The sequence below is a fragment of the uncultured Methanobrevibacter sp. genome, from assembly GCF_902784195.1.
In the GTDB taxonomy this organism is placed as follows: Archaea; Methanobacteriota; Methanobacteria; order Methanobacteriales; family Methanobacteriaceae; genus Methanobrevibacter.
On sequence record NZ_CACZTX010000002.1, the window covers coordinates 1 to 12,387 of the forward strand.

The following is a 12,387-nucleotide window of genomic DNA, read 5'->3' on the forward strand; positions in this document are numbered from 1 at the left end:
TCTGAGGGGAAGGTGGCTCCAGTACGAGAGGAACGAGTTGTCGGTGCCTCTGGTTTACCAGTTGTCTGATAAGGCATTGCTGGGCAGCTACGCACTGGACGATAAAGGCTGAAAGCATCTAAGCCTGAGGTGTCCCCTGAAAATAGATTGCTTAGGACGCGAGTAGAAGACTCGTTTGATGGGGTAGGGATGTGAGCTTCGAGGTTTTTTTCCGAGTTGTTTAGTCCGCTGCTTCCAATTGTTCGCTTGCTTTATTTTCTTTTTATTACTTAAGGAAAATATTTAGTTAATTTGAATTCCTATGTGTTTATTACTTTTATGTAATGGGCAGTTAGGATTCGGTTTGGTGTATTCAGTTTGGGTGAAAATGTACGTTTATTTAAGATCATTTATTTTATGAGTCAAATTATGTCTTGATTCTTCATAATCATATAGGTTTGGCGGTCATAGCGATGGGGTTACACCTGGTCTCGTTTCGATCCCAGAAGTTAAGTCTTTTCGCGTTTTGTTTGTGTACTATGGGTTTCGGTCTATGGGAATTTCATTTAGCTGCCAGCCTTTTTTTATCTTTATTTCTTCAAATATTTTTTTAATTTATTAAACTATAATTGAGAGTATATTTATATATTTTCAATAACATATTTTTTAATTACAGTATTAAATTAATTAAAGTTCATTATATTTTTTAACTTTTTTTAAAAGGTTATTGCAATGAATATAGTTTATTTGATATTAAATTAATTTTAATTTACAATTATTTTCAATAATTATTTTTTTAACAGATAATAAAGGTTTTAAAATGGAAAAGGGAACATTATACGGAGTAAGTATTGGGCCAGGAGATCCTGAGTTAATCACTGTAAAGGCAATGAATATTATATCAGAGTGCAAATATATAGCAACACCTCATACAGGAACTGGTGATTCATTGGCATTATCAATTGTATCTCAAGCAACAGATTTATCCCAAAAGGAAATAATGTTTTTAGAGTTTCCAATGACTAAGGATAAGGACATTTTAGCTGAAAGTCATAAAAATGCTGCAGAATCAATTGCTAAGGTTCTTGATGAAGGTGAAGATGTAGCCATGTTAAATTTAGGTGATGTAACTATCTTCTCAACATTTGCATATACAATGGACCAATTATTGGAAAAAGATTATGATGTAGAGGTCATTCCAGGAGTAACAAGCTTTTGTGCTTCAGCATCTAAATTAAGGATCGGATTGACTACAATGAATGATCCTTTACATATTATTCCTGCAACAGGAATAGACTTAAAGGAAGCTTTACAAATGCCTGGTTCTAAGGTACTGATGAAAATAGGTAGGTCAGTGCCTAAATTAATCGAAACATTGAGGGAATTAAATCTTCAGGATAATGTCTATGCAGTTGAAAACTGTGGTTTGGAAAATGAAAAGATCTATAATTCTTTAGATGAATTTGATGAAAATATGGGATATTTCACTATCGTCGTTGTAAAGTAATTTAACTCATTAGTTTTATTGGGGATTTCATATGGCAGAAAAACGTTTGGTTAATCAAAAATTATTGCGTTGCGGTTATACAACAGGGACATGTGCAGCGGCAGCTTCTAAGGCGGCTGTGGCAATGCTCTTTAAACAGGAATCAATGGATTCTGTAGCAATCACAACACCTAATCAAACTGATCTCATAATAGATGTTTTAAACCCTCAGTTTAATGATAATGTTGCAAGCTGTTCTATTGAAAAGGATGGCGGTGATGACCCTGACATCACTAATGGAATATTGGTATCTTCCAAAGTGGCTTTATTGCCTGATTCTTCAGAAATTATTATTGAAGGGGGAAAAGGAGTTGGAAAAGTAACCAAAGGTGGGTTAGATCAGCCAGTTGGTATGTCTGCTATAAACTCTGTTCCTCGAAAAATGATAAAGGATTCATTAAATGAATTGGCGATGCAATTTAATTATAGTGGAGGCTTTCATGTTTTAATTTCTGTACCGGAGGGTGAAGAAATAGCAAAGAAAACTTTCAACCCTGAATTAGGTATAGTTGGGGGCATTTCAATTTTGGGTACAACAGGTATTGTTGAGCCAATGAGTGCCAAGGCATTAGCCGATTCAATTAAAGTTGAAATAAGTGTCATTGCTGCAGAAAGCAATGAGTCCATACTTATATTCTTAGGTAATTTTGGTAAAAAGTTCACAGAAGAGGATTTGAATTTATCAACAAAACCTGGAATAATGTGCAGTAATTTCATTGATGTTGCATTGGATAGTTCTGTTGAATTTGGGTTCAAGAATATTCTTTTAGTTGGCCATATAGGCAAATTTGTAAAACTGGGAATAGGAATGTTTAACACCCACTCACATAATGGTGATGGTAGGATAGAAACACTATTGTCCTGTGCGTTGGATGCAGGTGCAAATATTGAAATCCTAAAAGAGATTCAAAAATGTGTAACTACTAATGCAGTATTGGATATCCTATATGAAAATGACTTATTGGATAAGACTATGGAAATCTTAAATGAGAGAATACAACATAATATTGATAGAAGAGTTCCAGATGACATCAATGTTGGATTCATATGCTTTGCAAATACGGGAGAGTATTCTGGAGTTTTATTTGAAAGTGAAAATGTAGATGATCTTAAAAGATTATGGAAAAAATAAAAATTAACTAACTTTAAAGAAGGTTTATTTATCAAAATTTTATTTATAAGAATGTTTATTTGATGATTATTTGAAATTATGGAGGAATAAATAATGATTCATTTTGTTGGAGCAGGAAGTGGAGCTGTTGATTTAATAACTATAAGGGGAGCAGAACTCCTAAAGGAAGCAGATGTAATAATATATGCAGGTTCATTAGTCAATCCTGATTTGTTAAATTATGCTAAGGATTCATGTGAAATTTATGACAGTGCTAAAATGACTTTAGATGAAGTCTTGGAAAAGATGTTTGAAGCTGAAAAGGAAAATAAGATGACTGTCCGTTTGCACACTGGTGATTCAAGTATTTATGGTGCAATCCGTGAACAGATGGACCGTTTAGACGAAGAAGGAATTTCCTATGATGTTTGCCCTGGAGTTTCAAGCTTTTGTGGTGCAGCGGCAGCATTGAAAGCAGAATATACCTTGCCTGATGTTAGCCAAAGTGTAATAATCACTCGTATGGCCGGTAGAACTCCAGTTCCAGAAAAAGAAAGCATTGCATCATTTGCAGAACATGGGGCAACTATGGTTATTTTCTTAAGTACCGGTCTCCTTAAGGACTTATCTAAAGAGCTTGTAAAAGGAAAATATACTGAAAACACTCCTGCAGCAATCGTTTATAAGGCAACCTGGCCAGATGAAAAGGTTATGCGTTGTACTGTTGGAACATTATATGAAACTGCAAAGGAAAACAACATTACAAAAACAGCTTTAATAATTGTTGGAGATGTTTTAGACAGTGAATATTCCTTATCACGTCTTTATGCTGATGATTTTTCAACAGAATTCAGACAAGCTAAAAAATAAATTTGTAGTAATTTCAAGCTAATATGCTTGAATCTGTGAGGTTAAGAATGAAAGTATCAATTATTGCGTTTACAGATAATGGTATGGAAATTGCATATAAATTATCAAATTCATTATCTGAAGCTAATGATGTGGATTTTGCTAGGTGTGGAAAAGGAGCTTTGTCCACTTGGACAGAGGAACATTTCTCTACTAATGATGCCTTAATTTTCATAGGTGCAATAGGAATAGCACTTAGGGCAATCGCTCCCTACATCAAGACAAAAACAAAAGATCCTGCTGTAGTTGTAGTGGATGAATTGGGACAGTTTTCTATACCTATTCTCTCTGGACATATTGGGGGAGCTAATGAATTGGCACTTCAAATAGCTGAGGATTTAGGTTCTATTCCAGTAATCACAACTGCCACTGATATCAATAAGGTATTTGCAGTGGATACTTGGGCAAAAAGTCAGGGATTACAGATTTTAAATCCGCAATGCATTAAATTGGTTTCATCTAAGTTACTAAAGGGAGAATCTGTACATGTCAAATCAGATTATCCCATTCAAGGAAATTTGCCTAAGAATGTTTATCTTAATGATTTAGAAGATTCCAATGTAGGATACGATGTGATAATCACTCATAAAGATTTAGAAAATGAACGTAAGAATGATACATTATTATTAGTCCCACAAATCATTACAGTTGGCATTGGATGTAGAAAAGACATAAGCTTTGAATCGGTAGAAAGCTCCATTTTAAATATATTGAAAAGTGAAAATTATCATATTTTGTCTATAAATGCTTTGGCAAGCATTGATAAAAAGGCTAATGAAAAAGGAATCTTAGAATTTGCTAAGAAATATGATTTGCCATTTAATACTTATAGTGCAGAGGAACTAAACAGTCTTGAAGGAGACTTTACAAAGTCTGAATTTGTTAAAAGTGTTGTGGAAGTGGATAATGTCTGTGAACGTTCCGCAATTATGGAAAGCAATGGAAAATTGATTAGGAGTAAAGACACTTGTGATGGAGCAGGTGTGACTGTTGCTTTAGCAATAAATGACCCAAATATTTCTTGGGAATAATAATTCAATAATAATATAATTCAATAATAATATAATTCAATAATAATATAATTTAATAATTTAATATATTCAATAAAAGTTAATTCATAATTATAATTTAATAATAATATTAAAATCATAAGGTGTCTATTGGAGGAAATAATTTATGAAATGTGTATCTGTAGTGGGTATTGGTCCTGGAAATGAGTTATACCTTAGCATTGCTGCTAAAGAGACTCTTGAGGATTCAGATTTGATTGTAGGTTATAAAAAATATGTAGAACTTGTAGAAGAGTACTTGCCTGAAAAAGAGTATTTGTACACTGGAATGACAAAAGAGGTGGACCGTTGTAAGATGGCATTGGAAAAGGCAGCAGAGGGAAATGCAGTATCTGTAGTCTGCAGTGGAGATGCTGGAGTGTATGGTATGGCAGGTCTGGTCTATGAACTCTCAGTTGACTATCCTGATGTTGAAATTGATATTGTTCCAGGTATTAGTGCTGTTTTAAGTGGATCTGCAGTTTTAGGTGCTCCAATAGGTCATGACTTTGCTGTAATCAGTTTATCAGATTTATTAACCCCTTGGGAATTGATTGAAAAAAGATTGGCATTAGCTGGTGAAGGAGATTTCTGTATTTGCCTTTATAATCCTTCAAGTCATAAAAGAAAGGATTACTTGAAAAAGGCATGTGAAATCTTATTGAAATTCAAAGGTGAAGACACTATTTGTGGATATGTTAGAAACATCGGTAGAGATGGTGAAGAATATCATATCACTAACCTTTTAGAGCTTAAGGACACAGAAGTGGATATGTTTACCACAGTTTTCATTGGAAATGCCAATACAAAAGTCATTGATGATAAAATGGTAACACCTAGAGGTTATAAAGGTGTATAAATGATATAAATTTATAAAAGGATAAAAATTTATAAAAGTTATAATTATTATATTAATTAATAAATTATCAAATTAGAATATTATTTAACTAATGAGTTCTCTTAATTAGAGGTGTGGATATGCACAAAATTGTTTTATTTGGAGGAACTACTGAAGGACGTTTATTAACTGAATTCTTATCTCAAAATAAGATTCCTGCTATAGTTTGTGTTGCTACAGAATACGGGGAGAAAGTATTGGAATATGAACCTCCTGTCATTGTTCAGCCTAAAAGATTAAAGCCTGACCCTATGAGAAAACTATTTGAAGAAGAGAAGACGGAATTTGTTTTTGATGCTACACATCCTTATGCTACAGAAATCAGCAAACACATTAAGGAGATTTGTGAGGAACAGAATATTGAATACATTAGAGTCTTAAGAGAATCAATTGAGATTGAAGATGCTGTAAAAGTATCCAGTATGGAAGAATTGATTGATTATCTTAACACTACTGAAGGATTGATTTTTTCTTCAATGGGGGCGAAAGAGGCTCCTGCGTTAACAGAGGTGGAAAACTTCCAGGAAAGGGTTTATTTAAGAATGTTGCCTTCACCAGAAGGAATGAAGCAATGCCTTGAATTAGGTTACCCTATGAAAAACCTTTGCGGAATGCAAGGTCCTTTTTCTAAGGAATTCAATATGGCACAATTCAAGGAAATTGGTGCAGGCATACTTATAACTAAAGAATCTGGTAATGTTGGAGGTTTTTTAGAAAAGACAGATGCTGCAAAGGAATGTGGCATGGAAGTTGTCGTTTTATCCAGATTAGTTAATGAAGAGGGTATTAGTGTAGAAGAAGCTAAAGACACCATTAGGAGTAAATGCTTATGAAGGAAATCAATATTATTGGAATGGGTATGAGTGAAAAAACCATCACTGCTGAAGCTTTGGAGTTGATTATTGAAGCCGATATTTTATTAGGGGCTAAACGATTAATCAATGAGTTTTCTCACATGAAAAAACCTAGTTATAATGCTTATTTATCTGATGATATACTTGAGATAATAGAAAAGACAGATGCAGAAAAAATAGCTATCCTAGTTTCTGGAGATGTTGGCTTTTATAGTGCAGCTGAGAAATTATTGGATGTCTTAACGGATTATAATCCTAATTTAGTTTCTGGAATATCCTCTGTATCATACTTTTTTGCAAAATGCAGTCTTCCTTGGAAAGATGCAAATTTGATAAGCTGTCATGGGCTTGATACTAATATTGTTTCATCAGTTCGAAGAAATAGGTACACTTTTGCTTTAACAGGCAAAAATATTCCAGAATTGCAGAAAGAATTGGTTAAATATGGATTCGGTGATTTGAAGGTTTGGATTGGTGAGAATTTGGGCTCAGATGAAGAGTCCATTCAAGAATCCAAGATAGCTAATTTGGCTGGAATGGAATTCAGTTCTCTAACTGTTTTGATTATAGAAAATCCTGATTTTGATTCAAGAATCAGAACTGGAATTCCAGATGATGAATTCATTAGAGGAAAAGTCCCAATGACAAAGTCAGAAGTTCGAGCTGTATGCTTGTCTAAGCTATCAATTAATCCTGATGATGTGGCTTATGATATTGGCTGTGGAACCGGTTCTGTAACAATTGAAATGGCGTTTTCAGCATATGAAGGAAAGGTTTATGCCTTTGACAAGAATGAAGAGGCAATTGCATTGTTAAATCAAAATTGCCAAAAGTTCCACTTGGATAATGTGGAGGCGCTATGTGGATTGGCACCAGAATGCCTAAAGGATTTGCCTGTTCCGAATGTGGCATTTATTGGAGGAAGCTCTGGAAATATGGGAGAAATTGTCAGTTATCTTTATGGAATTAATGATAAAATGAAATTTGTCATAACTGCAGTGACTATTGAAAGTGCAATGGCTGGATTGGAATCCTTAAAGAATGTTGGAATAAATGGGGATATTGTTCAAGTTGCAGTTTCAAAAGGCAGACAAATCGGTGACTTGCATATGCTAATGGCTCAAAATCCTATATTCATTATTAGTGGAAGTGGTGCTCATGAATAGAATTTTGATTTCAGGAACCAACAGTAACTGTGGAAAGACAACAATAACTATGGCTTTGCTTGCAGCATTCCAAAATAGAGGTTTGGAAATCGCTTCCTTCAAATCAGGTCCTGATTATATTGACCCAATGTTCCATCGTAAGGTCTTTAATGTAGAGACTCATAATTTGGATCCTTACTTTTCAACTGAGCAAATGTTATGTGACCAATTCATTAGAAATTGCGGTAAGGACTTAAGCATAATTGAAGGAGCTATGGGCTTTTATGATGGAATCGGTGTTGAAGGCAGAGCAAGTGCTTGGGAAGTTGCTAAATCCATTAAAGCTCCTGCAGTTCTTATTATTGATGCTAAAGGAATGAGCAATTCTGCAGCAGCAATCATAAAAGGTTTCAAGGAATTCAAGGAAGAAAGCATGGTTGAAGGAGTAATATTCAATGGGATTTCTCCTATGTTGTATCCTCTTTTAAGGGATATTGTCCAAAAAGAAGGCATTAAGGCCTATGGTTTCTTGCCTAGAGAAGAGAAGTATTCCATTGGAAGCAGAAACTTAGGATTGATCACTGCAGATGAAATTGAAGACATTAAAGAGAAAATAAATGGTCTTAGGGAATTGGCAGAGAAATACATTGATTTGGATGGATTGTTTGAATTGGCTAAATCAGCTCCAGTCCTTGAAGCAAGTGATGATTTTAAAGAGTTGATTCAAAGCAGCAAAACTGATTACAACGAAGCTAAAACTCGAATAGCAGTTTCTCGTGATAATGCCTTTTGCTTTATGTATAAGGAAAACATTGAAATATTGGAAGATTTAGGATGTGAAGTAGTCTATTTCAGCCCATTGGAAGATGAAGAGCTTCCTAAAGATATTTCTGGATTATATTTATGTGGAGGTTATCCTGAACTATATACCGAAGAATTGTCTAAAAATAGGAAATTATGTGATGAAATTAAAGACATAATAGAAAGGGGAATTCCTACAATAGCTGAATGTGGAGGTTTCATGTATTTGCATGATTCCATTGAAGAAATCCCTATGGTTGGATTTATCAAGGGGAATTGTATAAAAACCGACAAATTGCAAAGATTTGGCTATATTGAAATCACTGCTTTGGAAGATAATCTCTTATGCAAAAAGGATGATAGCATCAGAGTGCATGAATTCCATTATTATGATAGTGAAAACTGTGGAGAAGCATTTATGGCTAAAAAGGCATCCAATGGTTTGGAATATCTTTGCTGTCACGGTTCTGACAGTCTTTATGCAGGTTTCCCACATATTTATCTTCCTGCAAATCCTGATTTTGCAAAGTCTTTTGTGGATAATGCAAGGAAATGGAAAGGTTAAAATTTATATTTATTAGTAGTTAATTAATTATGTAATTTAGTAGTTATTCATTGTAAAATTGAAGTGATAGTATGAAAATTGAATTAGAACAAGTTGAACCTGCTGAAATTGAAAGCAGGAGTATGGAAATCATTGAATCTGAACTTCCTCATGAAATTGACCCTAAATTAGCGCCAATTATTAAAAGAGCAGTTCACACTGCTGCTGATTTTGATTATGTAGATAACTTATGCTTTTCAGAAGATGTAGTCGATAAGGCATTGGAAGCAATTAAGAATGGTGCTTGCATTGTTACTGACACAAATATGGCAAAGGCAGGAATCAATAAGGCAGAGCTTAAGAAGCATGGTGGCGAAGTCTTCTGCTTTATGAGTGATGATGATGTTAGAGACATTGCAAAAAAGAATGGATCTACACGTGCAAGAACTTCCATGGATAAGGCAGCAAGTTTGGATAAACCTTTGATTTTTGCAATAGGAAACGCTCCAACCGCTTTGATTCGATTATATGAATTGATTCAAGAAGGAAAACTCAATCCTGAACTCATCATAGGAGTTCCAGTAGGATTTGTTAATGTAGTCCAATCAAAAGAGTTGATTATGCAATGTGATGTTCCTTACATCGTTGCTCGTGGACGTAAAGGTGGAAGTAATGTTGCAGCGGCTATTTCAAATGCATTATTGTACATGCTAAGAGATCAAAATAAATAGCTTTTATTTTTTTAATTTTATCTTTAATTTCTCATTTTTTATTATTTTCATTTCATGAAATTTCATGAATCTTATTTTTCCTTCTTTTTTAATTCTTTTTTCATTTCATTAATTATTTTTAATCAATATTTTTAAATATTTCTTTAAATAAAGTATAATTTAGTAATGTTAAATTTTTCTTTAAAAAATTTAATTTGATTTATTTAATCAATAAAATGAAATATTTTTTATTTTTTAGGATGATATTATGGCTGATAAGATTATTTTAGTAGTAAGTTTTGGTACTTCTTATAACAATAACCGTGCTCTTACCATTGGAGCTATCGAAAAGGACATTGATGAAGCATTTCCTGATTATGAAATGAGAAGAGCATTCACAAGCCAAATGGTTATAAACATTTTGAAAAAACGTGATGATTTGGCTATTGACAATGTGGAAGAAGCATTGGAAAGAGCATTGGCTGATGGTGTAAAGACTGTTATCATTCAACCAACTCACATCATGAACGGTACTGAATACCATTTCAAGATCAAGGATACTGTAGACAAATACATTGACAAGTTTGAAAACATTCCAATTGCAGAACCTTTATTAATCTCTGATGAAGACTTTGAAGACCTGATTGCAAGCATCACCTCTAAAGGAGATTATGATGACGATACTGCAGTTGTATTCATGGGTCACGGTTCTCCTGCAGAAAGTAATATTGTTTACACCAAATTGCAAGGAATGCTAAAGGATAAAGGATTCGATAATTATTATATCGGAACTGTTGAAGCAAAACCTGACTATGATGATGTCTTGGCTATGGTAAAGGAAGGGGACTACAAGAAGATAGTGCTCAAGCCTTTAATGGTTGTAGCTGGAGACCATGCTCAAAACGACATGGCAGGGGATGAAGATGATTCCTGGAAATCAATGTTTGCATCCGAAGGCTATGAAGTTGAATGTGTAATTGAAGGACTCGCTCAATCTAAAGACATTAGAGATGTTTACATTAAGCATGTTCAAAATGCAATTGATGGTTTAAATTAAATCATCTTTCTTTCTTTTTTTATTTTTTCATAATTATTTTTTTATTCTTTTTTTATTCCGCAAACTCTAGTTTTAAGAACTTTTTTCACTAACTTTTTTTCAATTCATTAACTTTAAATACTATCGTTTCTATATTTTATTTGCTAATTATGATTGAAAATATTTAAAAAAGAATGATTTAAAGGGTGATAGTATGAAGTGTAATGCATGTGGCAATAAGTATTCAGATGAATTTGATTTCTGTCCATTCTGTGGTGCCTACCCTAAAAAGTTTTGTCCAAAATGCTTTAAGGAAATTAATGATGGTGGAGATGTATGTTCAGACTGCGGAACGGAACTTTTGCCATTTGAAGGCTTCAAGAAGTATCAGGATCTTAAGGAGAAGGCTCTTGAATACTTGGATAAGGATAATTTTAAAAAATCAACGGAATATTCTGAAAGGATATTGGAGGATTGGCCTCAAGTTGAAGAGGTAAATTTTCTTTTGGCTGAGAATTATGCATTCTTAGGCGAGATTGATAAGTCTTTAAGACAGTATGAGAGATTAGCTGAAATTAATCCAAGATATATGGGAGTATATTCCCGAATAGCTAAGATATACATTGAAAAAGAAGAGATTGAAAAGGCTAAGGAGTATCTTCAAAAGGAACATGATGCATATCCATTTGAAAATGAGCATTATATCTATTCAATGCACATTTGCTTTTTGGAAGATGATTTTGAAAAGGCAAACAGAATTCTTGATAGATTATTTGCAATTGGGCCTAATGAAGATGATTTATTGATTTTCAAAATTAACAATGACTTGAATTTGAAATTAGTTGAGTATGATCCGGAACTTGCAGACTTAAATGAAAGGGTTAAGGCGTATTTGGAGAAAAATTTCAATTATTCCTTTTAATTTTTTTTAAGAAGGTTGAGAGTGATTTCATAGTATGTTTAGGGGGTTGAAATATGGAAGTAATGGATGTCATTAATGAGATAGAAACCAATAATAATCCATTTCAAGATGGCTTGGATTATTATATGGATTGTATTGTGAATGTAAATAGTGTTAGAACAAGATGTGAACAGGTTAGTATTGTCCAATGTGATATGGATGGTTCTGATTATGGTAGAAATGGGATTCATCTTTTGATTGAACTTCGAAGAGGTGAATGGATCACTTGGATTTTCCTTGATGAAGTGGAATCCTTAGAGGTTAAGGAGTTTCATAAAAAATAATGGGTGGTTGTGAAAAATGATTATTTCACATTTCATTTAACCGCTATTCTATTTTTTAAAATCATCACAGCTTGTTATTTCATCATTATCCTTAATGGAACAAACTCCATTCTGTGATAAAGCGCAGTTTAAGCAGTTTTGCTCTTCCTCTGGATCTGGAGCTGCGACTATTTGCTGGAGGGATAATGTGAAAATACCATTTAAATGTTCTCCATTTGTTTTTTTAGGGCCTCTGCCTACAATAGGTGATAAGCTTTTCATATAACATGGGATCTCTCCAGTTCCTCCAATATCCACTTTAATCTGTTCATAAGTGTTGAATGTGTTGAAAAATTCTGCTCCTTCTTTTAATATATCTTGAGAAGCTTCAAATTTAAATATTAACATTTTGTTTTCTAAAGAAGTTAATTGGACATATTTGTCATCAAAGGTAAACTCTTCTCCATTTTCTTTTTTAAAAATAACTATTCTTGCAATGTCAGTCATGTTTAATCTCCTAATATTATATGTATGATAATGGTATCTTATAGTATATGATTGTTTGCATTTATTAAAACTAT

General features: G+C 33.4%; 13 protein-coding genes and 2 rRNA genes. 14 read left to right on the plus strand and 1 reads right to left on the minus strand.

Translation table 11 applies throughout. The annotated features are described in order from the left end of the window. The 14 genes from QZU90_RS02300 to QZU90_RS02365 all read left to right on the plus strand — a co-directional run. Nucleotides 1–258, plus strand: a 23S ribosomal RNA gene (locus QZU90_RS02300); the annotation flags it as partial. A 178-nt stretch (nt 259–436) separates the two neighbouring features. Beyond that, nucleotides 437–558: ribosomal RNA gene (gene rrf / locus QZU90_RS02305) — 5S ribosomal RNA — on the plus strand. A 241-nt stretch (nt 559–799) separates the two neighbouring features. Beyond that, complete coding sequence (gene cobI / locus QZU90_RS02310; protein ID WP_295604866.1) at nt 800–1,486, plus strand: precorrin-2 C(20)-methyltransferase; 687 nt, start codon at nt 800–802, stop codon at nt 1,484–1,486. 31 nt (nt 1,487–1,517) lie between these two features. After that, a complete protein-coding gene (cbiD, locus tag QZU90_RS02315; RefSeq protein WP_295604868.1) occupies nt 1,518–2,657 on the plus strand; it encodes a cobalt-precorrin-5B (C(1))-methyltransferase CbiD in 1,140 nt (379 codons plus the stop codon). 93 nt (nt 2,658–2,750) lie between these two features. Further along, nucleotides 2,751–3,506, plus strand: coding sequence for a precorrin-4 C(11)-methyltransferase (gene cobM, locus QZU90_RS02320; protein WP_295604870.1), 756 nt, complete (start codon nt 2,751–2,753; stop codon nt 3,504–3,506). Nucleotides 3,507–3,553: 47 nt separating this feature from the next. After that, nucleotides 3,554–4,576 (plus strand): cobalt-precorrin 5A hydrolase, encoded by a 1,023-nt coding sequence (locus tag QZU90_RS02325; RefSeq protein ID WP_295604872.1) that lies wholly within the window; start codon nt 3,554–3,556, stop codon nt 4,574–4,576. 145 nt (nt 4,577–4,721) lie between these two features. Further along, a complete protein-coding gene (gene cobJ / locus QZU90_RS02330) occupies nt 4,722–5,453 on the plus strand; it encodes a precorrin-3B C(17)-methyltransferase (RefSeq protein ID WP_295604874.1) in 732 nt (243 codons plus the stop codon). A 119-nt stretch (nt 5,454–5,572) separates the two neighbouring features. Then, a complete protein-coding gene (gene cobK / locus QZU90_RS02335; protein WP_296855325.1) occupies nt 5,573–6,325 on the plus strand; it encodes a precorrin-6A reductase in 753 nt (250 codons plus the stop codon). Next, nucleotides 6,322–7,512, plus strand: coding sequence for a precorrin-6y C5,15-methyltransferase (decarboxylating) subunit CbiE (cbiE, locus tag QZU90_RS02340; protein WP_296855326.1), 1,191 nt, complete (start codon nt 6,322–6,324; stop codon nt 7,510–7,512). The genes cobK and cbiE overlap by 4 nt, the downstream gene beginning before the upstream one ends. Further along, the gene (locus QZU90_RS02345) at nt 7,505–8,857 is read left to right on the plus strand and encodes a cobyrinate a,c-diamide synthase (RefSeq protein WP_296855327.1); all 1,353 of its coding nucleotides are present in this window, start codon (nt 7,505–7,507) and stop codon (nt 8,855–8,857) included. The genes cbiE and QZU90_RS02345 overlap by 8 nt, the downstream gene beginning before the upstream one ends. Before the next feature lie 71 nt (nt 8,858–8,928). After that, the gene (locus tag QZU90_RS02350; RefSeq protein WP_296855328.1) at nt 8,929–9,567 is read left to right on the plus strand and encodes a precorrin-8X methylmutase; all 639 of its coding nucleotides are present in this window, start codon (nt 8,929–8,931) and stop codon (nt 9,565–9,567) included. Nucleotides 9,568–9,814: 247 nt separating this feature from the next. Further along, nucleotides 9,815–10,603, plus strand: a complete 789-nt coding sequence (locus tag QZU90_RS02355; protein WP_296855329.1) for a sirohydrochlorin cobaltochelatase — start codon at nt 9,815–9,817, stop codon at nt 10,601–10,603. A gap of 193 nt (nt 10,604–10,796) precedes the next feature. After that, complete coding sequence (locus QZU90_RS02360; protein WP_296855330.1) at nt 10,797–11,504, plus strand: zinc ribbon domain-containing protein; 708 nt, start codon at nt 10,797–10,799, stop codon at nt 11,502–11,504. Nucleotides 11,505–11,557: 53 nt separating this feature from the next. Continuing rightward, the gene (locus tag QZU90_RS02365; protein ID WP_295604890.1) at nt 11,558–11,827 is read left to right on the plus strand and encodes a hypothetical protein; all 270 of its coding nucleotides are present in this window, start codon (nt 11,558–11,560) and stop codon (nt 11,825–11,827) included. Nucleotides 11,828–11,875: 48 nt separating this feature from the next. Here the strand turns inward: QZU90_RS02365 and QZU90_RS02370 are convergent, their stop codons facing one another. Then, on the minus strand, nt 11,876–12,313 hold the full coding sequence (locus QZU90_RS02370; protein WP_295604892.1) for a hypothetical protein: 438 nt from the start codon (nt 12,311–12,313) through the stop codon (nt 11,876–11,878). Nucleotides 12,314–12,387: the final 74 nt, after the last annotated feature.

What these genes read in the sequence shown, in the direction of transcription:
- cobM (WP_295604870.1), top strand. Translation starts at nt 2,751, where the DNA reads ATGATTCATTTTGTTGGAGCAGGAAGTGGAGCTGTTGATTTAATAACT.
- QZU90_RS02360 (WP_296855330.1), top strand. Translation starts at nt 10,797, where the DNA reads ATGAAGTGTAATGCATGTGGCAATAAGTATTCAGATGAATTTGATTTC.
- QZU90_RS02370 (WP_295604892.1), bottom strand. Translation starts at nt 12,313, where the DNA reads ATGACTGACATTGCAAGAATAGTTATTTTTAAAAAAGAAAATGGAGAA.
- QZU90_RS02345 (WP_296855327.1), top strand. Translation starts at nt 7,505, where the DNA reads ATGAATAGAATTTTGATTTCAGGAACCAACAGTAACTGTGGAAAGACA.
- cbiE (WP_296855326.1), top strand. Translation starts at nt 6,322, where the DNA reads ATGAAGGAAATCAATATTATTGGAATGGGTATGAGTGAAAAAACCATC.
- QZU90_RS02350 (WP_296855328.1), top strand. Translation starts at nt 8,929, where the DNA reads ATGAAAATTGAATTAGAACAAGTTGAACCTGCTGAAATTGAAAGCAGG.
- cobJ (WP_295604874.1), top strand. Translation starts at nt 4,722, where the DNA reads ATGAAATGTGTATCTGTAGTGGGTATTGGTCCTGGAAATGAGTTATAC.
- cobK (WP_296855325.1), top strand. Translation starts at nt 5,573, where the DNA reads ATGCACAAAATTGTTTTATTTGGAGGAACTACTGAAGGACGTTTATTA.
- cbiD (WP_295604868.1), top strand. Translation starts at nt 1,518, where the DNA reads ATGGCAGAAAAACGTTTGGTTAATCAAAAATTATTGCGTTGCGGTTAT.
- QZU90_RS02365 (WP_295604890.1), top strand. Translation starts at nt 11,558, where the DNA reads ATGGAAGTAATGGATGTCATTAATGAGATAGAAACCAATAATAATCCA.
- QZU90_RS02325 (WP_295604872.1), top strand. Translation starts at nt 3,554, where the DNA reads ATGAAAGTATCAATTATTGCGTTTACAGATAATGGTATGGAAATTGCA.
- QZU90_RS02355 (WP_296855329.1), top strand. Translation starts at nt 9,815, where the DNA reads ATGGCTGATAAGATTATTTTAGTAGTAAGTTTTGGTACTTCTTATAAC.
- cobI (WP_295604866.1), top strand. Translation starts at nt 800, where the DNA reads ATGGAAAAGGGAACATTATACGGAGTAAGTATTGGGCCAGGAGATCCT.